Raw genomic sequence first — 20579 nt, 5'->3', positions numbered from 1 at the left:
CGTGTCAAGTAGGCTTCGCCCGTGCCTCCCAGCGACCAGAGCCGGCGACGCCGGCGGCTCAGCCCGGCCGATCGCCGCGCCCAACTCCTCTCCGTCGGCGCGCGGCTCTTCGCCGCCCGCCCGTACGAGGACGTGCTGATGGAGGACATCGCCGAGCAGGCCGACGTCTCCCGCGCACTGCTCTACCGGCACTTCCCGAGCAAGCACGACCTGTTCGCCGCGGTCTACCGGCAGGCGGCCGACCAACTGCTCGCCGACACCCGGCTCGACCCCGCCGACACCCTGGTCGACCAGCTGATCCAGGGCATGGACACCCACCTCGACTACTTCATCGCCAACCGCAACGCCGTGCTGGCCGCCAACCGGGTGCTCGCCGGGGACCCGGTGATCCGGACGATCATGACCAACGAGCTCGACGAACTCCGCGCCCGCCTGCTGAACGTGCTTCCGCTCGCCGACGCGGCCGCGCACGAGGCGGTGTCCGGCGTGCTGAAGAGCTGGCTGGTCTTCGTCCAGGTGCTCTGCGTCGACTGGCTCGCCCATGAGACCTGCACCCGTACCCAACTGCGCGACACCTGCGTCGGCGCGGTACTCGGCGCCCTGCGCCCACTCCTCACCACCGACCCCGCCCCGGACTGGCCGCGCTGAGCCGCCACACCGAACCTCGCCGAACCCCACGCCCACCGAACCCCACGCCCCCGCCCGGCGCACCGACCGAAAACCTGTTGCCCGGCCACCACCCCCCGGGCGAGGCTCCACGGATGACCGACACCGACAGCCCCGCCGTGCGCTCGCTCTTCTCCGCCGACGGCCGCCTGCCCGCGATCCCCCGCAAGGCGGCCCGTCGCGCACAGTTGCTCACCCACCTCGCCGGCACCCTCTTCGAAGCGGACCGCTCCTACAGCGAGCGCGAGGTCAACGAGACGCTGCGGACGGTGCACGACGACTACCCGGCCCTGCGCCGCTTCCTGGTCGAGGGCGGTCATCTCACCCGTCCTCAGGACGGCAGCAGCTACCGCCGCGCCGCCTGAAGCGGCACCCCCGGACGGCCCGTCGGCACCGCACGGCAGGAAGAGGGCTGTTGCCGTCCCGAGGGGGAGAACGTCCTTGAGCGAGACCGAAGAGCTGCCGGCGGCCGCCGCGGCCACCACCGCCTGACTGGAGTCCTGCTTCGGCCCGGGCACGGTGTGGCGGCCCGACCGGTTGCCCGACCGACTGGAGCACGCGGCCACCCGCGCCTTCCTGACCTCGGTGGGGATCCCGGCCGGTGGAGCTCGACTTCGTCGGCTACGACTCGACCGGTCTGCCGGAGAAGGGCCTGTGGGAGGCCGACCCTGACGAGCTGTTCGGCCGCCGCACCCCGGACGAGGACCAGACCCAGGTCCGGTTCTCCTACTGCGTCGGCACGTTCCACCAGCTCCATCTGATGGTGGACGGCGCCACCGGCGCGGTCGAGGTCTACAACCCCGACGGTTGGGACCACGCGGACGGCCACGGCGGGCTCGCGGCCCCGTCGCTGCCCGCGCTGGCGGGCGCACTCGGGCTGCTGGCCCGCCTTGAGCAGCGGTTGACCGGCTCCGACACGGCGGCCGCGCTGGAGGAGTTCACCGCGCTGCTGGGCCGGCTCGGTCAGGGTCCCGGGGACCCCGACCTCTGGCCCGACCTGCTGGAGGAGCCGCGCGAGGAGTACGCCGACCCGGACGGCTGAGGGCTCGCCCGGCCGTCCCGGGAACGCACGGGGCCCCGGCCGCGCGTCGCGACCGGGGCCCCACCGCACACCGTCAGACCAGGACCGGCTTCTGCTCCTCCGCGACCACGTCGGCCGAGCCGGCCACATCGCGCCCGTCGGCCCCGTCGGCGACGACCGCCGCCTTCCGCCTCGGCAGCGCGAACATCAGCAGGAACACCGCCACCAGCACCCCCACGACCCACCACATCGCGTTGATGAACGCCCCGCCGAACGCCGTGCCGACCGCCTCCGGGGCGACCACGTCGTCCATCGCCCCGAAGAACGCCACCGACACCAGCCCGAGCCCGAGCGCCGTCCCCAGCTGGTTCACCGTGTTGATCAGGCCCGACGCCGAACCGGCGTGCTCACGCGGCACCTCCGCCAGCACCGCGTCCGTGATCGGCGCGACGATCAGGCCCATTCCGGCGCCCATCACCACCAGCGGCAGCGCCATCTGCCAGGGCGCGATCGCCGTGCCGTACCGGTCGGCCTCCCAGATGTAGGTCAGCGCGCCCGCCGCCATCACCAGCGCGCCCGCCTGGAGCACCTTGCGGCCGAACCGCGGCACCAGCTGCTGCACCGAGAGCCCGGCCGCCACCGAGACCGCGATCGAGAACGGGATGCCCGTCGTCCCGGCCTTGAGCGGGCTCCAGCCCAGCCCGATCTGCATGTAGAGCGTCCAGACCAGGAAGAAGATCCCGGTGACCAGGCCGAAGGTCAGCTGCACGCCGATCCCGGCCGCGAAGCTCTTCACCCGGAACAGCGACAGCTCGACCAGCGGCGAGCCGTCCCGCCGCGTCTTCACCTTCTCGTAGGCGACGAACAGCGCGAACACCGGCAGGCTGCCGACCATCGACAGGTGGCCCCAGAGCGGCCAGCCGGCCTCCCGGCCGTGGGTGAGCGGGTAGAGCAGCATCAGCAGGCCGACGCTGGCCAGCAGCACGCCCACGAGGTCCAGCTTGAGCGCCTTGTCCGCCCGGGACTCCCCGATGAACGCCCGGCCGAGCAGCAGCCCGGCGATGCCGACCGGCAGGTTGATCAGGAAGATCGGCCGCCAGGCCAGCCCGAAGAGGTCCCACTCCGTCAGCAGCGCGCCGATCAGCGGCCCGGAGACGGCGCCCAGGCCGACCACCGCGCCGAACAGGCCGAACACCTTGCCGCGCTCCTCCGCCGGGAAGGACGCGTGGATGATCGACAGCACCTGCGGCACCATCAGCGCCGCCGTGGCGCCCTGCAGGATCCGCGTCGCGACCAGCATCTCGGCGCCGGTCGCCAGCCCGCAGAGCGCCGAGGCGATGGTGAAGCCGCCGATCCCGATCAGGAACAGTCGCTTCCGGCCATAGATGTCGCCCAGTCGGCCACCCGTGATCAGCCCGATCGCGAAGGCCAGGGCGTAGCCGCCGGTCACCCACTGGATGGCGCTGAACGAGGCGCCGGTGTCCTCCTGAATGCTGGGGATCGCGATGTTCACGATGGTGACGTCCACCAGGTCCATGAACGAGGCGGTCATCACGATCGCCAGCGCGATCCACCTCCGACGGTCGGACACCGCCCCGGCGTCCACCCCGGGTCCCGCTCCGGAATCCGTTGTCATCTTCTTCTCCCCTACACCCTCGCTCTTCGGCACGTCCGCGACGATAGGGGTCATATAGGTCAGCTCCTGTCCGCCATGTCCGGCATCCTGGTGACCATGACCGACACCCCGGCACGGCTGCTGACCCTGCTGTCCCTGCTGCAGACCCCGCGCGAGTGGCCGGGCAGCGAGCTGGCCGAGCGCCTGCGGGTCAGCCCCCGGACCATCCGCCGCGACATCGACCGGCTGCGCGAGCTCGGCTATCCCGTCCAGGCGACGATGGGCGCGGTCGGCGGCTACCGGCTGGTCGCGGGGACGGCCATGCCGCCGCTGCTGCTGGACGACGAGGAGGCGGTGGCCATCGCGGTCGGGCTGCGGGCGGCCGCCGGACACGCCGTGGTCGGCATCGAGGAGGCCTCGGTCCGGGCCCTCGGCAAGCTGCTCCAGGTGCTGCCGGCCCGGCTGCGCCACCGGGTCGGCGCGCTGAACGCGGCCACCGTGCCACTGCTGAGCGGCGACGGGCCGACCGTCGACCCGGAGGACCTCACCGTGCTCGCCAACGCCGTGACCAACCGGGAGCGGCTGCGCTTCGGCTACCGGGCCGGCGACGGCGCCGAGTCCAACCGCCGGGTAGAGCCCAACCGGCTGGTCTCGGCCGGGCGGCGCTGGTACCTGGTGGGCTACGACCTCGACCGGGACGACTGGCGGCTCTTCCGGGTGGACCGGATCAGCGGACCGTTCGCCACCGGCGCCCGGATCACCCCGCGTGAACTCCCCGCCGAGGACGCGGCCGCGTACGTGGCGAGCAAGCTCCACCGTCTCGCGCCGACGTACACCCTGGTCGCCACCCTGCACATGCCCGCCGCCGACATCCCGTACTGGCTGCGCCGCGACTCCGAGATCGAGCCGATCGACGGGGGCGGCTGCCGTCTCCGCTCCCGGGCGGAGTCGCTGGAGTGGTTGGCCATGCGCCTGGTGATGCTCGGCTGCGAGTTCGAGGTGCACGAGCCGCCCCAGATGCACGCCCACCTGCGCGACCTGGCGGCCCGCGCCGGCCGGGCGGCGGGCCTCGGCGGTTAGGTCAGGTCAGGTCCTGTCCGGCCCGCCACCTCGTACCAGACGTCCCCGGCCCGGAACCGCAGCACGCCGTCCCGGCCGTGCGCCCGCTCCCGGCCGGGCCCGCCGGGCAGCTGGAGCCGCCCGCGCCCGGTCTCCTGCCGGTCCTTGCCGACCGGTTCGCACGGACGGTCTCGCCCTCGCCGGTCAGGAAGACGCCCCGTCGGCCGCTGATCGCGAAGCCGATCGGCAGTCGCACCGGGCACTTCACGCTCGACGACGGCCCACCGGCCGGATCGATCCTGGTCAGGTGGCCGCCCGAGCTGTCGGGGTACCGGGCCGGCCAGGCCGCCCTCCCCTCGGTGGCGGCGGCCAGGCCCTCCAGCGGCCAGCCGGGCAGTTCGCCCGGCCCGGGGCGCCAGACCACCCGGCCGGCGGTGTCCGCGGCGGTCAGGCCGGGGTGGGCCGTCGGGTGGTCGCCGTAGACCCCCTCGTCCTCGTCCCCGAAGGCCATCCAGATCCGGCCGTCCCGGTCGGTGACCAGGGCCCGGACGTCGTCGCCCAGCGACAGCTCCCGGGCTGCCGGCCGGCCCACCGCCCGGCGGCCCGCCCGGACATCCTCCCGGGCAGGCGCCAGACTTCGGCGGGCCGGACGACCGGCGACGGCATCGCGGACGACTCCTGAGGTCGGATCAGACGCCGAACTCGGCCGTCAGCACCGCGCGGCCCAGCGTGTGGAAGGTGAGGTGGAACCCGATCTGGGCCGCCGGTGTCTCGGCGGTGACGTCCAGCGCGTCCACGTCCAGCGCGTGCACGGCGAAGGCGTAGCGGTGCGCCGGGCCGGGCGGCGGGGCGGCGCCGTCGTACTTGGTGCCGGGGAAGTCGTTGCGGCCGTGGAACGAGGCCGCGCCGGGCAGGTCGGCGTCGGACGAACCGGCGCCGCGCGCCAGGCCGGTGAGGTCGCCGGGCAGGTTGAGGGCGAGCCAGTGCCACCAGCCCGAGCCGGTCGGGGCGTCCGGGTCGTAGCAGGTGACGGCGATGGACCGGGTGCCCTCCGGCAGGCCGGACCAGGCCAGCTGCGGCGACAGGTTGCCGCCCGCGTGGATGAACTCCTCGGCCAGCTTGCCGCCTTCGGCGATGTCCTCGCTGGTCAGCTCGAAGGACGGTACCTGCGGCAGGAACTCGTAGGGCAGCGGCGGACGAACGCTCATGAAACGGTCACCTCTCGACGAGTCGGGACAGCCCGGACCAGGCTGAATGACGCGGTTCACTGTAGTGGGGTGCCGCCCCGCGCGGACCGGCTCTACAGTCGGGTCATGACCCCGAAGCTCACCCGTCTGCTGGCCGACTCCCGCCGCGCACTCCTCACCATGCTCGGCCTGCTCGCCGTCATCTGGGCGGTGCAGGTGGTCAACTGGATGGACGACTACGGGCTCTCCTACGACTTCGGGCTGATGCCGCGTCGGCTCGACGAGCTGCCGGACATGTTCACCATGCCCCTGCTGCACTTCGGTTGGGGGCACATCGAGGCCAACTCCTGGCCGCTCTTCGTGTTCGGGTTCCTGTCCGCCTACCGGGGCCTGCGGAAGTTCCTCTGGGCGACCCTGATGATCGTGGTGGCCAGCGGCCTCACGGTCTGGCTGTGCGAGCGCCCCGAGGCGGTCACGGCCGGCGCCAGCGGCCTGGTCTACGGCTACTTCGGCTACCTGGTGCTGCGCGGGGTGCTCGACCGCAACCTGCTGGACGCGGTGATCGGCGTCGTCGTCGCGGCCGTGTACTCCTACCTCCTGATCGGCGTCCTGCCGGTGGCCCAGGGGGTCAGCTGGCTGGGCCACCTCGGCGGGCTGCTCGGCGGGCTCGCCGCCGCCTGGCTGCTCCGCGACCGCGGCCCGAAGGCCGCCACGACCGCCACGACCGCCACGACCGAGGCCGCCGCCGGCCCCCGGTCCGCCCTGCACAAGGAACTGGACGGCCTCGGCCTCTGACCGCCGACGGCCGGCGGCGGGGGCCGACGGCGGCAGGCGGGGACCGACGGCCGGCTCGGGCAAGGGGCGCCACGGCGTCCGCCCGTTACAGCCAGGTATAGACCAATCCCGGGCCTGCGGCTAGCGTGACGGGGACACCTTCCCCCTGCTCCGGAGCCGCACCGTGGAGTCGTCCGTCCTCGCCTTCGCCACCGACCTGCTGGACGAGGGCACCGACACCTTCTTCGGCAACCTCACCGACCGGGCCGGGGTCGGCGGTGTCACCCTCGCCTCGGTCTACCACGAGGCCCGGGACGTCTTCCCGCACAACCCGCGCCGGGTGATCCGCTACCTGGAGCCCGGCGCCGCCTACTTCCGCCCCGACCCGGCCCGCTGGGCCGGACGGCGGCTGCGGCCCACCCCCTCCACCGCGATCGGCGACCGCGACCCCTTCGCCGAGGCCGCCGCCGAGGCCCGGCGCCGCGGGCTGAAGCTGCACGCCTGGACGGTGTTCTGCCACAACGACCGGCTCGGCTTCGAGCACCCGGACTGCGCGCCCGCCAACGCCTTCGGCGACCGCCACCTCACCGAGCTCTGCCCGGCCGCCCCGGAGGTCCGCGAGTACGCGGTGACCCTGGTCGGCGAGCTGGCCCGGTACGGCGTGGACGCGATCCGGGCCGAGTCGCTGCACTTCCACGGGCTGCGCCACGGCTACCACCACGAGCGCTACTTCGAGGAGCTGGGCCCGGTCGCCGAGGCGCTGCTGGGGATCTGCTTCTGCGACCACTGCCGCGCCGCCGCCGTCCGCGCGGGCGTCCCGGCCGACGAGGTGGCGACGGCCGTCCGCGGTGAGCTGCGCCGCCGGCTGGCCGACGACGCGGCCGCCGCCGAACCCGCCGCCCTCGACGAGCTGGCCGACGGCGCCGTCGCGGCCTACGTCGACGCCTCCGCCGTGACCGTGACCTCGCTCGCCGCCGAGGTCGCCGAGGAGGCACGGCGGCACGGCATGCGGCTCACCTTCATGGACGGCGGCGGCCCCGGCCGGGGCTGGCTCTCCGGCATCGACCTGCCCGCGCTCGCCGGGGCGGCCGACCAGATCGAGACGCTCGGCTACGCGCACACCCCGGAGGCCGTCCGGGAGAAGATCGCCGCCTTCGCCCTGCACGGGGTCCGCCCGCGGGACATGGCGGTGATCCTGCGCCCGATGGCCTCGGACTGCGACGGTCCGGCCAACCTCGCCGCCAAGATCGCCGTGCTCCGCGAGCTGGGCGTGCCGGAGGTCGAGTTCTACCACTACGGCCTGATGCGGCTCTCCTCGCTGGACCGGATCGGCGCCGCGCTGGCCGGGTAGGTCCCCGGGCGGTTCCCTCAGCGCCGGCGCCGGCTCGTCCCGAACAGGCTGCGCGAGATCTCCCGCCCGAGCTGCGACCCGGCCGAGCGCGCGAAGGACTTCAGCGTCGGGTTGTTCAGCAGCATCCCGAGCACCCCGGCGTCGTCCTTCCCGGCCCGCGCCCCGTCCGGGCCCCGGGCCTCCTCGCCCGGCACCGGAGCCGGCTCCGGCGTCGGCTCCGGCGTCGGCACCGGGGCCGGAGCCGGCCGGGCCGCCCGGGCGGCGAGCTTCTCGTAGGCCGACTCCCGGTCGATCGGGTCCCGGTAGCGGGCCGCCAGGGCCGACCCGACCACCGCCGCCGCCAGCGCGGCCGGGTCGACCGGGCCCATCAGCGACTGCGGGGCCCGCAGCCTGGTCACCGCCACCGGCGTCGGCGCGCCCTGCTCCGATAGCACCGTCACCACCGCCTCGCCGGTGCCCAGCGAGGTCAGCACCTCGCTCAGGTCGTAGGTGGACCGCGGGAAGGTGGAGACGGTCGCCCTGAGCGCCTTGGCGTCGTCCGGGGTGAAGGCCCGCAGCGCGTGCTGCACGCGGTTGCCCAGCTGGCCGAGCACATCGGCCGGGACGTCCTTCGGCGTCTGGGTGACGAAGAAGATCCCGACACCCTTGGAGCGGATCAGCCGGACGGTCTGGGTGATCGCCTCCAGGAAGGCCTTGGAGGCGCCCTTGAAGAGCAGGTGCGCCTCGTCGAAGAAGAACACCAGCTTGGGCCGGTCGAGGTCGCCCACCTCGGGCAGCTCCTGGTAGAGGTCGGCCAGCAGCCACATCAGGAAGGTGGAGAAGAGCCGCGGCCGGTCCTGCACCGCGGGCAGTTCCAGCGCCGAGACGAGGCCCCGCCCGTCCGGCGCCGTCCGCAGCAGCTCCGCGGTGTCGAACTCCGGCTCCCCGAAGAACGCCCCGGCGCCCTCGTTCTCCAGCATGGTGAGCGAGCGCAGGATCACTCCCGCGGTGGCCGCCGAGATCCCGCCGATGCCCTTCAGCTCCTCCTTGCCCTCCGGCGAGGTGAGGAAGGCGATCACGGCGGTGAGGTCCTTGAGGTCGTACAGCTCCAGGCCGTTGCGGTCGGCGTAGTGGAAGACCAGGCCGAGCGAGGACTCCTGGGTCTCGTTCAGGTCGAGCACCTTGGCCAGCAGCAGCGGGCCGAAGCTGGTGACGGTGGCTCGGATCGGGATGCCCGTGCCCAGGCCGCCCAGCGCGTAGAACTCGGTCGGGCAGCCCCGCGCGGACCAGTCCTGGCCGACCTCGGCGGCCCGGGCGGCGGTCCGCTCGCTCGGCACGCCGGGCGCGGAGATCCCGGAGACGTCACCCTTGACGTCGGCCAGGAACACCGGCACGCCCTGGGCGGAGAGCTGTTCGGCGATCAGCTGGAGCGTCTTGGTCTTGCCGGTGCCGGTGGCACCCGCGACCAGCCCGTGCCGGTTGAGCACCCCGAGCGGGATGCGCACCTGGGCGCCGCGGTGGGCGGTGCCGTCCAGCACCACCGCGCCGAGGTCGAGGGCGGGCCCGGTGAAGGCGTACCCCTCGGCGATCTCCCGCGCCGCGGGCGGGAGCGGCTCGGTACCGGGGGACGGCGGCTCGGCGGTGGTCATCGGGCACTCTCCAGAGGCGCAGCTGAGGAACGACGTTCGCGACATTTCCCATGAAACAGCCGCAATCGTCCGCCCGCAGCTCGCGCCGGTGCGCGTGGCGGGGTCGCGGCTGCTGCGCCATCCGCCGCCCAAACGGTAGGCTTTCCGTGTGATCTTCAAGCGCATCGGCAATGGGCGGCCGTACCCGGATCACGGCCGGACCAGCACCCGCCAGTGGGCGGACGTCGCCCCGCGTCCGGTGCGGCTGGACCAGCTGGTGACCACCAAGGGCCAACTCGATCTGGAGACCCTCCTCGCGGAGGACTCGACCTTCTACGGCGATCTCTTCGCCCACGTCGTGAAGTGGCACGGCGACCTCTACCTGGAGGACGGGCTGCACCGCGCCGTACGCGCCGCGCTCCAGCAGCGCCAGGTGCTGCACGCCCGTGTCCTCGAAATGGAGTGACGGGCCCCTCCCGCACCCCACCACCCGCGTGGACACCGCCCTCCGGCCACCTCCGGAGGGCGGTCCGCGCATCCGCCGGTACCCCCTTTCGGGTGCCGACGTACTCCAGATGATGATCGTTTAGTACCTTCGCAGCCGTCCGGCACTAATCTGCTGACTACGGCCGCAGTCCGTGGCGAACGCCGCCCACCCAGGCCGAATCCGTCACCCGATCCCCGCCCTGGCACGAGGGGGAGACAAACCGTGAGCATGTTGACTCCCCAAGGCCTGAAGGGGAAGCAGTACCGCGTCACCGGCAACGCCTATCCACGGCTCGGCCGGCCACCGAAGAAGAGCCGCAAGGTCATGGCCCTGATCGGCTCGCTGCTCGCGCTGGCGCTGATCGCGCTCGGCGGCGTCCAGCTCTACGACATCTTCACCGGCAAGGGCAAGAACGCCTCCGCCCAGGCCTGCGCGACGCCGTCCGGCAAACCGCTGGCCGCTCCCACCCCCACCCCGGACGCCCCCGCCAGCGATCCGCACGCCATCCCGCAGCCGGCCGGCTTCAAGCTGAACGTCTTCAACGCCACCACCAAGTCGGGCCTGGCCGGGCGGACCGCCGACGAGTTCACCAAGCGCGGCTTCACCGTGGACAAGAAGGGCAACGCCCCGGCCGAGTTGGACAAGAAGGTGCCCGGCACCGCCGTGGTGATCGCCGGCCCGGCCGGCGCCGGCGCCGCCACACTGATCAGCTCGCAGATCGCCGGTGCCACCGTCACCACGGACGCCCGCACCGACAACACCGTGGACGTCGTGGTCGGCGACAGCTACAACACCCTGCTGGACGAGACCCAGGCCGCCGCCGCGCTGGCCCTGGCCATCAAGCCCTCCCCGACCCCGAGCAGCACCGGCAGCTGCTGAGCCGGCCACCACACGGCGCACGAGAGCCCCCCGGCACCAGGCCGGGGGGCTCTCTCCGTACGCTCGGACGTCCCGCGCCCGGGGCTTCGCGCGCCCGGGGCTTCGCGCGCCCGCGGACTCAGCCCGCGGTGCCGTAGAGGCGGTCGCCCGCGTCGCCGAGGCCGGGGACGATGTAGCCGTTCTCGTTCAGCCGCTCGTCGACCGCGGCGGTCACGACGGTGACCGGCAGCCCGGCCAGCGCCCGCTCCATCACCGCGACGCCCTCGGGCGCGGCCAGCAGCACCACGGCGGTGACATCGGTGGCGCCCCGCTCGATCAGCATCCTGATCGCGGCGACCAGCGTGCCGCCGGTGGCCAGCATCGGGTCGAGCACGTAGACCTGGCGGCCGGAGAGGTCGTCCGGCATCCGGGTGGCGTAGGTGGAGGCCTCCAGGGTCTCCTCGTTGCGCACCATGCCGAGGAAGCCCACCTCGGCGGTCGGCAGCAGCCGGGTCATCCCGTCGAGCATGCCCAGGCCGGCCCGCAGGATCGGGACGACCAGCGGGCGGGGGTAGCTCAGCCGGGTGCCGGTGGTGACCGCCACGGGCGTGGTGATCTCCACCTCCTCGGTGCGGACGTCCCGCGTCGCCTCGTACGCGAGAAGGGTCACCAGCTCGTCGGTCAGGCGACGGAAGGTCGGCGAGTCGGTGCGCTCGTCGCGCAGGGTGGAGAGCTTGTGGGCGACCAGGGGGTGGTCGACGACGTGGATCCGCATATGTCGAGGTTAGCCCGGCCCCGGGCGCCCGTACGCCACCCCGCGACCCGCCCGGCCGACTCCGTGACCCCGCACGGGGCCGTCCGGGGTCACGCAGACATGACACGCCGTGACGCACCGCGAATGTCCGGGCGGAACGTCCTCCTGTGGTATCAATCCGGCCGATCTGGGAAAGTCAGGTCCTATGACGAGCAACCCGAAGACCGGGGACGGCTCGGCGGGCGGGCCCACGGGCCCGTCGGGCGGGCGCTCGGGCCTGCCCCCGGACCAACCGGAGACCGAGGCGGAGCGCCGCAAACGGCGGACGGTGTTCCTCCGCGAACTCGCCGAGGCGCGCGAACTGCGGGAGCGGGTCCAGCCCCGGCGCACCAAGGAACGGCGGATGCGCGAAGCGATGCGAATGCGAACCTTCCGGATCTGACGGGCCCACGGCACTCCCCCGACGGACCGGCGGCGCGCACCCGGCGCACCCGGCGCCCGTTCACCGGCCCCCGGCCAACCCTTCCGACACGACCTGCAAAGACGCGCTGCCGAACACCCCCCGCAAAGCCGGGCTTTCTGTCACGATTCCGATGGGACGGTCCGAACAGCGGGCCGCCTCTGGCGCGGGGGCGGCCAGATTTCGCGTTGCCCGGAGCGCCGAGCCGAGACCGATGATCTTGGGAGTGTCCCTGGTGGCGTACTTCGCTGCAGTGCTTGCTCGCACCGAGGACGGGTGGGATGTGAGCGAGACGGAACTCGACGACGTCGAAACCCTGGCCGATCTGGCCGATCTGGCCCGCGAGGCCGCCCAGGACGACGACAGCGTCCTGGTCTTCATCGAACAGGAGGACGTCTGGTTCGCCATCGTCCGGGTGGACGGCGAGGAGGACCCGCGGATCTTCGTGTCGGACGGCGCCGCCGCGGCCCGCAGCAGCTACGGCTCCGTCCTCACCGACGAACTGGTCGACCAGGCCGGCGAGAGCGAGTTCGGCGACCTCGACAACCTGGTCGCCGAGCTGGAGGACGAGGCGGAGGCGGCGGAGCAGGCGGACGAGGACGACGACGCCCACGGCGGCGTGCCGGTCGGCCCGCTCGGCGACGCCCACCTGCTCACCGAGTTCGGCCTCCCCTCCGAGGAGCTGCTCGCCCTCAGCGGTGAGGGCGCGGTCCCGGGCGACGCCCTGGAGGAGATCGCCGAGGCCCTCGGCTGCGGCGAGATCCTGGAGGCCGTCCGGTAGCGGGCCGGTGCCCGTCGCCGGATGCCGGACACTGGATGCCATGCAGTCCGCGCCCGTCCGCCAGATAGCCCCGCTCGCCGCCCCCGTCCGCCCCGACCCGGTCCGCGACCGCTGGGCGGCGCCGATGCGCCTCGCCATCGCCGAGGCCGCCCTGGCGCCGGCCACCGGGGACGTCCCGGTCGGGGCGCTCGTCCTGGACCCGGCCGGCGAGGTGATCGGACGCGGCCACAACGCGCGCGAGGCGGTCGGCGACCCGACCGCGCACGCCGAGGTGGTCGCCGTCCGCGAAGCCGCCGCCGCACGCGGGGAGTGGCGGCTCAGCGGCTGCACCCTGGTGGTCACCCTGGAGCCCTGCACCATGTGCGCGGGCGCCATCGTGCTCGCCCGCATCGACCGGGTGGTCTACGGCGCCCTCGACGAGAAGGCCGGCGCCGCCGGATCGCTCTTCGACGTGATGCGCGACCGCCGGCTCAACCACCGCCCCGAGGTGATCCCCGGCGTCCTCGCCGACGAGTGCGGCGAGCAGCTCCGCGCCTTCTTCGGGACCCACCGCTGAACACGGCCGCCGGCCGCCGTCCCGATACGGATTTCGTGACCGCGCCACCCGTCCGGTAGAGTTCCCCTCGGTAGCGTGTCCGAGCGGCCAAAGGAGCACGCCTCGAAAGCGTGTGTGGGGGCAACTTCACCGTGGGTTCGAATCCCACCGCTACCGCCAGCGACACGAGGGCCCCGACCGGGAACGGTCCGGGGCCCTCGTCGTTCCCGCACACCCTCGGGCGCGGAAAAGCTCCGCACTCGGGGCTGATGACCACCAACGCCCGGCGAGTACGGAGCCTGGAGGGGGAGCGGCTCGGGGGACCAACCGCTCCCCCGGCGGAGTCCCACAACCGGCGCCGCGTCGGGGGGAAGTCGCGGCGGCCGGTCCCACAGCGGGGAGCTCCGGATCCACGTGCCGGGGATTCCTGCCAGATCCTCGGCACATCACCCATCCTGCTCGACGGCCCGCGCCGGGGCACCCGGAGAAAGGCCCCACTCGCGGGGACCTTCGTCCCGCCGGGTGAACGCGTCGCACACTTGATGGGCCGTCCGGTGGATAAGCTGCCCAATGCAGAGGACCGCTCGGGGACCGAATGGCGGCGGCCCACAGCAGGGAGGAAGTCACCGGATGGCGCAGGCGAAGAAGATCGGCATGGTCCTCCTGCTCATCTTCGTGCTCTACACGATCATCACCTCGCCCGCCCGCGCGGCCGAGCTCGTCCAACTGGGGTTCGAGGGCATCTCGAACGCCGCCAAGGCCGTCGGCACCTTCATGACCGGCCTGGTGAAGTGACCCCGGGGGCGGTCGTTCGCCCCCGGCGGCACCGACTACGGTGAGCGGGACCCTCAACCCCCGTCCGCGAGGAGCGGCATCGTGATCCGGCATCTGGTCCTGTTCAAGCTCAACGAAGGCGTCAGCAAGGACGACGAGCGCGCGCTCGCCGGCGCCAAGGCCTTCGAGGCGCTCGGTCCGGTCATCCCCGAGCTGCGCGAGTGGGAGTGCGGCTGGAACACCACCGAGCGCGACATCGCCCACGACTACGCGATCAACAGCCTGGTCGAGGACCGTGCGGCGCTGCAGGCCTACCTCACCCACCCGGCCCACCAGGCCGCGGCCGGCCAGTGGCGCGAGTTCGCCACCTGGGTGATCGCCGACATCGAGGTCTGATCCCGGGACATCCCCCGGACGGCCCTGGCGCCCCGCCCGAGACCCGGGCGGGGCGCCTCTCGCTGCCCCGGAACGCCCCCGGCCGGTGCGCCGGGAGGCCTCGTGAAGCTCCGGCACCGCATCAACACACCTCCCCTCGGTGCTTGCCCGACCTGCGCCCGCCTTGTGATGCTATGACCGGTTTTGCCGGACATGGCGAGGTGGTGAATCGAGACGCGACACCCGGTCCGCGAGTCCACCGTTGTCGACTTTGGGAGGGGTGACGTGTCCGTGCGGACACCAGGGAGTGCGCCGGACACCGGCACCGGTCCGGCCGCCGGGCGGACCACCGCGGAGGCCGTCGCGCCGACCGCCGTCCAGGCCCCGGCGCAGGCCGCCCCACCGGACGCCGAGCGCCCGGCGCCCCCGCCCGGGGACGAGGTGCTGGCCACCGTGATCGGCCCGGCCGGCGAACTCCGGCCGGACGGCCTGCGCGGCCCCGGCGGCCGCCCGGTGGTGGACGTCCGGACACTGACCCGGGTGCTGTTCGAGCGGCTCGCCGAGCTGCCCCCGGACGCCCCCGAGCGGGAACGGGTCCGGGCCGCGCTGATCGAGGTCAACATCCCGCTGGTCCGCTACGCGGCCACCCGCTTCCGCAGCCGCAGCGAGCCGATGGAGGACGTCGTCCAGGTCGGCACGATCGGCCTGATCAACGCGATCGACCGGTTCGACCCGAACCGCGGCGTGCAGTTCCCGACCTACGCGCTGCCGACCATCCTCGGCGAGATCAAGCGCTACTTCCGCGACAACGTCCGCACCATGCACGTCCCGCGCCGGCTGCAGGAACTCTGGGTGCAGGTCAGCGGTGCCATGGAGGAGCTGACGGTGATGCACGGCCGGGCCCCCAAGGTGCCCGAGATCGCCGCCAGCCTGCGCATCCCGGAGGAGGACGTCCGGGCCTGCCTGGACGCCGGCCGGGCGTACAACGCGGCCTCCCTGGAGGCCGCCCAGGAGCACGAGGGCGGGCTCGCCCTGCTGGACCGGCTCGGCTACGAGGACTCGGCCCTGGCCGAGGTCGAGCACCGGGACATGGTCCGCCACCTGCTCGTCCAGCTGCCGGAGCGGGAGCGGCGGATCGTCATGCTGCGGTTCTTCGCCAATCTGACACAGTCGCAGATCAGCACCGAGCTGGGGATGTCGCAGATGCACGTGTCCCGTCTGCTCTCACGCATCCTGACCAGGCTTCGGACCGGCAATTCCTGGGAAGACTGACCGTCACAATCCCGGACAGAACGCCGCCGACCGGCCGGCCCGACCGGGATTGCTCCGCGTTACCGCCGCGTGACGTCTTGCGACCTTCGGGTTTGCCGGGGACTGTGTTCCGGTATGCAGGGGGAGGGCGTCCTCGGGAACCACCGCGCGACGGAATCCGTTCAACTGTCAGTCACAAGGGGGTGGGTGCATGTCCGGAGACCTGGGCACTGCGGAGATCCACGCTGGTCAGACCCATGGCACCGCGGTCGCCGTCGACCGGATCCCGCTCCAGCGGGGCCCGGACGCACCGGCCGCCGCCGAGACCGGCCCCGCGGCGGCCGCCGCGGCCGTGCCGCAGGCACCACCGGGCCCCGGGCTGGACACCCGGACGCTGTCGCGCTCGCTCTTCCTGCGGCTCGCCGCCCTGGAGGCCGGCAGCGAGGAGCACACCTACGTCCGCGACACCCTGATCGAGCTCAACCTGCCGCTGGTCCGGTACGCCTCCGCGCGGTTCCGCAGCCGCAACGAGCCGATGGAGGACATCGTCCAGGTCGGCACGATCGGCCTGATCAAGGCGATCGACCGGTTCGACCCGGAGCGCGGGGTCGAGTTCCCCACCTTCGCCATGCCGACCGTGGTCGGCGAGATCAAGCGCTTCTTCCGGGACACCAGCTGGTCGGTCCGGGTGCCCCGGCGGCTGCAGGAGCTGCGGCTGGCGCTCACCAAGGCCGGCGACGACCTCGCCCAGAAGCTGGACCGCTCCCCCACCGTCGCCGAGCTGGCCGTCTGCCTCGGCGTCAGCGAGGAGGACGTGGTCGAGGGCCTAGCGGTGGGCAACGCCTACACCGCCAGCTCCCTGGACTCCAGCCCCGGCGAGGAGGACGGCGACGGCCCGCTGGCCGAGCGGCTCGGCTACGAGGACCTCGCGCTGGAGGGCGTGGAGTACCGCGAGTCGCTGAAGCCGCTGCTGGCCAAGCTGCCGCCGCGCGAGCGCCGGATCATCATGCTGCGGTTCTTCGGCAACCTCACCCAGTCGCAGATCGGCGAGGAGATCGGCATCTCGCAGATGCACGTCTCCCGGCTGCTGACCAAGACCCTCACGCAGCTGCGTGAGGGCCTGATCAGCGAGGGCTGAGCCGGGGCCCGGGGTCCGGGCCCGTCGGGGCGGGTCAGGGCGCGAGCAGGTTGGCCCGCAGGCCCGCCAGCACGGCGTCGTCCAGGCCCAGGCCGTCCTGCCAGAACGCCCCGAAGTCGGTCCAGCCGGCCGCGACCTCCTCGAAGGCCGCCTCCAGGTACCGGCGCTCCGCCCGGAACACCGGGAGCAGCAGCTGCGGCTCCTGCATCAGACCGCGGGTGCCGAAGCTGTCCACGATGTTCTCGACGATCTCGGCGGAGCGCTCGTTGGTGAGCAGGTAGTCGGCGAAGACCGTCTCGCGGTCCACCCCGAGGGCGGTGAGCAGGAGGGCCGCCGTCCAGCCGGTGCGGTCCTTGCCGGCCGAGCAGTGGAACAGCAGCGGCGCCCCGTCCGGCGCGGCCAGCAGGCGCAGTACGGTGGCGAACCGTTCGCGGGCCACCCGGTCGGTCACGAACCACTGGTAGAGACCGGTCATCATCGCGGCGGCCCGGCCGTCACCGAGCAGCGCGCGCTGCTTCTCCGGGCTGCGGTCGGCCAGGGCGTCGCGCAGCGCGACGTAGATGTCGAAATCGGCGGCGAAGACCGGCAGGTGGTGCAGGGTCACGCCGTCCGGGGCGGTGCGCTCGACGGTGATCGGCGCGGCGGACAGCTCGGCGGCCGCGATCGCGGCGACCGGCAGGCCGCGGACGCGGTCCGGGCCCGCCTCCCGGACCTCGTCGAGGCTGCGCAGGTCGACGACCTGGCGCAGGCCGAGCGCGGCGAGCAGGTCGAGGTCCTGGTCGGTGAGCCGGTTGAGGCCGTCGCTGCGCAGCGCGACACCGTGCCGCAGCACCCGCCCGTCGGCGGTCCGGTAGCCGCCGAGGTCGCGGGCGTTGACGGCGCCGCCCAGGCCGAGGCTCCGGGCCTGCTGGGCGGCCCCCCGAGCACCCTCCGGAGCCCCTTCCCGGACACCGTCCCGGTGGTCCTCCGCCGACGTCCGCGCGGCTTTCCCGGGGGCCTCGATTGCGGCGGTCTCGGTCTGCTGCTCGGTCACGCGGCGGCCTCCATTGGATATTCGGACTGTGCCATGGCACAACCCGACGCGATATTGCATGAACCTGCCCGACGGAACAGGGGGATGTGCAAGAGTGTCATGCGCGAGCCGCCAGTGTAGGGCGCGGCATACCTGCCACAGCCGTACGGTCGGTGACCAGCAGTAACGCTCAGGCGCGGTTTTTAATTCTCAATTCATTATTTGCGCAACAGGTGCTCTTCCGGTCACAATCAGCGCCTTCGTGGCATCGCCATGAACGTTGGTAACAGATTCGCTGCACTCCTGCCCATTTGGTCCCAATCGGTGCGGACTCTCCACCAGGATGGGCGCCGGGCAGCCTGCTGCCCGCGAACAGCGACCGGGCAGGCGAGCGCCGAGCAGCCAAGCGCCCTGCCCAGGGGAGGAACACACATGGGTCGAGCGACCCGAAGAGTTGCCGCCTGCGCGGCAGCAGTCCTGCTGGCCGGTGGCCTGCAGTCGTCCCTCGCACACGGTGCCACCGCGGCCCCCAGGATCGACCTCACGGTCCTGGTGATCAGCGACGGCGGCCCCGCGTCGGCGGCCATCGCCGCCGAGCTGAAGAGCCAGGGCACCCCGTACAAGTTCGTCGACCTCAACGACGCCGGACGTCCGGTGATCAATGCGGCCTTCCTCAGCGACAGCCTCAACGGGCAGCCGCGCGGCAAGTTCCAGGGCATCGTGCTGCCCAACGACAACCCGTTCGAGGCGGGCTCGGCCGAGATGGCGGCGATCGCCGCCTACGAGGCCGCGTTCGGCGTGCGCCAGGTCGACGCGTACACCTACGCCAGGCCGGAGGTCGGCCTGAACTACGCCGCCGACCCCGGCTACATGGGCAGCCTGGACGGCTTCGAGGGGCAGGTCTCCGCGGCCGGCCTCGCGGGCCCGTTCGGCTACCTCAAGGGCAGCGTCCCGTTTGAGGACAACGACCCGGCGATCGGCGAGAGCTACGGCTTCCTCGCCACCCCGCTGAGCACCCTGCCGGCCGGTGCCGGCTTCACCCCGCTGGTCGAGACGACCATCCCGGGCACCACCACCAAGGGCTCGCTGGTCGGCGAGTACACCCACGACGGCCGCAAGGAGCTGGTCGTCACCTTCGTCTACAACCAGTACCAGCAGCAGTACCGGCTGCTGGCGCGCGGCATAGTCGACTGGATAACCCAGGGCGTCCACCTCGGCTACGACCGCAACTACTTCGCGGCCCACGTGGACGACGTCTTCCTGGCGGACGACCGCTGGGACACCGTGCTGAAGTGCACCCCCGGTGACGTGACCTGCCCGCCCGGCACCCCCGAGACGGCCAACCCGATCCGGATGACGGTCGCCGACGCGCAGTACGCCAAGCAGTGGCAGACCGCCAACAACTTCACCATGGACATGGTGTTCAACGGCGGCGGCAGCGAGGACTGGAAGGCCGACCACTCCGTCACCACCGACCCGGTGGTGGACCAGATGGTCGCCGACCAGAACAGCTACCGGTGGGTCAACCACACCTACACGCACCCGTACCTGGGCTGCCTGCAGGACGTCTCGGTGGTGCCGTGGAAGTGCACGAAGGACACCGCCGGGAACACCACCTGGGTCGACCAGGCCACCATCACGTCCCAGGTCAAGAACAACATCGACTGGGCCGCGGCGCGCAACCTGCACATCGACAAGACCGAGCTGGTCACCGGTGAGCACTCCGGTCTGCTGACCGCCCCGCAGGAGACCAGCGACAACCCGTACCTGGCGCCCTCGCTGGTCGCCAACGGGGTCAAGTGGACGGCCAGCGACGCCTCCCGCGAGTCCGCCCAGCGGGCCGTCGGCTCGTCCGTGCTGACCGTGCCGCGGTACCCGATGAACGTCTTCTACAACGCCGGCACGGCGAAGGAGGAGACGGACGAGTACAACTGGATCTACACCAGCGTGGCCAACGGTGGCAGCGGGGTCTGCGAGAACAACGCCAACTCCACCTGCCTGCCGACGCCGCTGGACGTCAACACCGGCTACCAGTCGTACATCGTGCCGCTGGAGGCCCGGATCGACCTCGGCCACGTGCTGAGCAACGACCCGCGACCGCACTTCATCCACCAGTCGAACCTGTCCGAGGACCGGATCGTCTACCCGGTGCTGGAGAAGGTCCTCTCCACCTACCGCGCGCTGCACGCCGACAACGCGCCGATCGTGAACCTGGCGCAGAAGGACATCGGCGCCGAGTTCCAGCGGCGCGCGGCCTGGAACACGGCCCTCGCGGCCGGCCAGGTCAGCGCCTACCGGGTCGGCGACACCGTCACGGTGAACGCGCCGGCCGGCGTCCAGGTCCAGGCGACCATGCCGACCGGCACCACCCAGAAGCTCGCCATCGGCTCGGCCGCGTTCGGCACCGCCTACGCCGGTACGCTGTCCGGCTGGGTGAAGCCCGGGGCGCTGCAGAGCAACGTCCAGCTGAAGCTGGCCGCCGCGGTCACCCCGGCGGCCCCGGCCGCCGCGCCGAACACCGCCAAGACGCTGACCGCCCCGGCGCCGGCCGACAAGAAGGTCGTGCCCCAGGGCACCGCCGACGCCGTCCCCGCCGGCCCGAGCGACACCGCCCGGACCGACGCCCCGACGCTGGTCCCCGGTAGCGGGGTCCCGGTGCCGGGCAAGGGCGTCACGGCCGGCAGGAGCAGCACCAAGGGCACCGCCAAGAACGGCGCCCAGAACGGCAAGGCCTCCGGGGGGAAGGCCGACCCGACCAAGAAGACCGCCGGCCAGTCCGGCACCCGCTAACAGGTGACACCGGTGGTGGGACGGGCGACGGCCCGCCCCGCCACCGGCCACCGGGCCCGGCCGTCCAGGCCGGGCGCTTGACGC

Annotated in this window: 22 protein-coding genes and 1 tRNA gene; 17 read left to right on the top strand and 6 right to left on the bottom strand. The window is 72.7% G+C overall.

Features of this window, described 5'->3' with window-relative positions; all coding sequences use genetic code 11:
- Nucleotides 1–21 precede the first annotated feature (21 nt).
- From ACIQTO_RS01520 to ACIQTO_RS01510, 3 genes are all read left to right on the top strand, one after another.
- A complete protein-coding gene (locus ACIQTO_RS01520; RefSeq protein WP_402381362.1) occupies nucleotides 22–648 on the top strand; it encodes a TetR/AcrR family transcriptional regulator in 627 nt (208 codons plus the stop codon).
- A 113-nt stretch (nucleotides 649–761) separates the two neighbouring features.
- Complete coding sequence (locus ACIQTO_RS01515; protein WP_402381360.1) at nucleotides 762–1031, top strand: DUF2087 domain-containing protein; 270 nt, start codon at nucleotides 762–764, stop codon at nucleotides 1029–1031.
- 236 nt (nucleotides 1032–1267) lie between these two features.
- Nucleotides 1268–1708, top strand: a complete 441-nt coding sequence (locus tag ACIQTO_RS01510; protein WP_402381357.1) for a hypothetical protein — start codon at nucleotides 1268–1270, stop codon at nucleotides 1706–1708.
- A gap of 73 nt (nucleotides 1709–1781) precedes the next feature.
- Here ACIQTO_RS01510 and ACIQTO_RS01505 read toward each other — a convergent pair whose 3' ends face one another.
- Entirely contained in the window at nucleotides 1782–3323 is a 1542-nt protein-coding gene (locus ACIQTO_RS01505; RefSeq protein ID WP_402381354.1) for an MFS transporter, read from the bottom strand.
- 96 nt (nucleotides 3324–3419) lie between these two features.
- Between ACIQTO_RS01505 and ACIQTO_RS01500 the strand changes: the two genes are divergently transcribed.
- On the top strand, nucleotides 3420–4382 hold the full coding sequence (locus ACIQTO_RS01500; protein ID WP_402381353.1) for a helix-turn-helix transcriptional regulator: 963 nt from the start codon (nucleotides 3420–3422) through the stop codon (nucleotides 4380–4382).
- A gap of 1 nt (nucleotide 4383) precedes the next feature.
- On the opposite strand, the gene ACIQTO_RS01495 is transcribed toward ACIQTO_RS01500, so the two are convergent.
- Together ACIQTO_RS01495 and ACIQTO_RS01490 are read right to left on the bottom strand one after the other, a co-directional pair.
- Nucleotides 4384–4953 (bottom strand): hypothetical protein, encoded by a 570-nt coding sequence (locus ACIQTO_RS01495; protein ID WP_402381350.1) that lies wholly within the window; start codon nucleotides 4951–4953, stop codon nucleotides 4384–4386.
- A 97-nt stretch (nucleotides 4954–5050) separates the two neighbouring features.
- The gene (locus ACIQTO_RS01490; RefSeq protein ID WP_402381347.1) at nucleotides 5051–5569 is read right to left on the bottom strand and encodes a YbhB/YbcL family Raf kinase inhibitor-like protein; all 519 of its coding nucleotides are present in this window, start codon (nucleotides 5567–5569) and stop codon (nucleotides 5051–5053) included.
- Between the two features lie 105 nt (nucleotides 5570–5674).
- Here ACIQTO_RS01490 and ACIQTO_RS01485 point away from each other — a divergent pair, with 105 nt between their 5' ends.
- Both ACIQTO_RS01485 and ACIQTO_RS01480 read left to right on the top strand, forming a co-directional pair.
- Nucleotides 5675–6343: a rhomboid family intramembrane serine protease gene (locus tag ACIQTO_RS01485; protein WP_402381344.1), complete on the top strand. Its 669-nt coding sequence runs from the start codon at nucleotides 5675–5677 to the stop codon at nucleotides 6341–6343.
- Between the two features lie 163 nt (nucleotides 6344–6506).
- Nucleotides 6507–7673, top strand: a complete 1167-nt coding sequence (locus ACIQTO_RS01480; protein ID WP_402381341.1) for a hypothetical protein — start codon at nucleotides 6507–6509, stop codon at nucleotides 7671–7673.
- 17 nt (nucleotides 7674–7690) lie between these two features.
- On the opposite strand, the gene ACIQTO_RS01475 is transcribed toward ACIQTO_RS01480, so the two are convergent.
- Nucleotides 7691–9301: a helicase HerA-like domain-containing protein gene (locus ACIQTO_RS01475; RefSeq protein WP_402381338.1), complete on the bottom strand. Its 1611-nt coding sequence runs from the start codon at nucleotides 9299–9301 to the stop codon at nucleotides 7691–7693.
- A 148-nt stretch (nucleotides 9302–9449) separates the two neighbouring features.
- On the opposite strand from ACIQTO_RS01475, the gene ACIQTO_RS01470 reads away from it, so the two are divergent.
- A complete protein-coding gene (locus ACIQTO_RS01470) occupies nucleotides 9450–9746 on the top strand; it encodes a type II toxin-antitoxin system VapB family antitoxin (RefSeq protein WP_030061387.1) in 297 nt (98 codons plus the stop codon).
- Between the two features lie 249 nt (nucleotides 9747–9995).
- Entirely contained in the window at nucleotides 9996–10646 is a 651-nt protein-coding gene (locus ACIQTO_RS01465) for a LytR C-terminal domain-containing protein (protein WP_402381336.1), read from the top strand.
- Nucleotides 10647–10764: 118 nt separating this feature from the next.
- Here ACIQTO_RS01465 and upp read toward each other — a convergent pair whose 3' ends face one another.
- Nucleotides 10765–11400, bottom strand: coding sequence for a uracil phosphoribosyltransferase (upp, locus tag ACIQTO_RS01460; protein ID WP_402381333.1), 636 nt, complete (start codon nucleotides 11398–11400; stop codon nucleotides 10765–10767).
- Nucleotides 11401–11584: 184 nt separating this feature from the next.
- Here upp and ACIQTO_RS01455 point away from each other — a divergent pair, with 184 nt between their 5' ends.
- The 8 genes from ACIQTO_RS01455 to ACIQTO_RS01420 all read left to right on the top strand — a co-directional run bounded on the left by ACIQTO_RS01455 (nucleotide 11585) and on the right by ACIQTO_RS01420 (nucleotide 16693).
- The gene (locus ACIQTO_RS01455) at nucleotides 11585–11821 is read left to right on the top strand and encodes a hypothetical protein (protein WP_402381330.1); all 237 of its coding nucleotides are present in this window, start codon (nucleotides 11585–11587) and stop codon (nucleotides 11819–11821) included.
- Between the two features lie 232 nt (nucleotides 11822–12053).
- Nucleotides 12054–12620 (top strand): tRNA adenosine deaminase-associated protein, encoded by a 567-nt coding sequence (locus ACIQTO_RS01450; protein ID WP_402381327.1) that lies wholly within the window; start codon nucleotides 12054–12056, stop codon nucleotides 12618–12620.
- Between the two features lie 40 nt (nucleotides 12621–12660).
- Nucleotides 12661–13176, top strand: a complete 516-nt coding sequence (gene tadA, locus ACIQTO_RS01445; RefSeq protein WP_402381325.1) for a tRNA adenosine(34) deaminase TadA — start codon at nucleotides 12661–12663, stop codon at nucleotides 13174–13176.
- A gap of 69 nt (nucleotides 13177–13245) precedes the next feature.
- Nucleotides 13246–13335 (top strand) — tRNA-Ser (locus tag ACIQTO_RS01440).
- Nucleotides 13336–13785: 450 nt separating this feature from the next.
- On the top strand, nucleotides 13786–13950 hold the full coding sequence (locus tag ACIQTO_RS01435) for a hypothetical protein (RefSeq protein ID WP_199926184.1): 165 nt from the start codon (nucleotides 13786–13788) through the stop codon (nucleotides 13948–13950).
- Between the two features lie 81 nt (nucleotides 13951–14031).
- On the top strand, nucleotides 14032–14325 hold the full coding sequence (locus ACIQTO_RS01430; protein ID WP_402381321.1) for a Dabb family protein: 294 nt from the start codon (nucleotides 14032–14034) through the stop codon (nucleotides 14323–14325).
- A gap of 270 nt (nucleotides 14326–14595) precedes the next feature.
- Entirely contained in the window at nucleotides 14596–15576 is a 981-nt protein-coding gene (locus tag ACIQTO_RS01425) for an RNA polymerase sigma factor SigF (protein WP_402382700.1), read from the top strand.
- 190 nt (nucleotides 15577–15766) lie between these two features.
- Nucleotides 15767–16693: an RNA polymerase sigma factor SigF gene (locus ACIQTO_RS01420; RefSeq protein WP_402381318.1), complete on the top strand. Its 927-nt coding sequence runs from the start codon at nucleotides 15767–15769 to the stop codon at nucleotides 16691–16693.
- Nucleotides 16694–16727: 34 nt separating this feature from the next.
- Here ACIQTO_RS01420 and ACIQTO_RS01415 read toward each other — a convergent pair whose 3' ends face one another.
- Complete coding sequence (locus ACIQTO_RS01415) at nucleotides 16728–17726, bottom strand: tyrosine-protein phosphatase (RefSeq protein ID WP_402381315.1); 999 nt, start codon at nucleotides 17724–17726, stop codon at nucleotides 16728–16730.
- Between the two features lie 411 nt (nucleotides 17727–18137).
- Between ACIQTO_RS01415 and ACIQTO_RS01410 the strand changes: the two genes are divergently transcribed.
- Nucleotides 18138–20495, top strand: a complete 2358-nt coding sequence (locus ACIQTO_RS01410; RefSeq protein WP_402381312.1) for a hypothetical protein — start codon at nucleotides 18138–18140, stop codon at nucleotides 20493–20495.
- The last annotated feature ends 84 nt before the right edge of the window (nucleotides 20496–20579 follow it).

Source organism: Kitasatospora sp. NPDC091207 (assembly GCF_044768625.1).
Taxonomy (GTDB): domain Bacteria; phylum Actinomycetota; class Actinomycetes; order Streptomycetales; family Streptomycetaceae; genus Kitasatospora.
The sequence above is the reverse complement of the archived record's forward strand: the minus strand, read 5'-3'. Positions and strand labels throughout refer to the sequence as shown.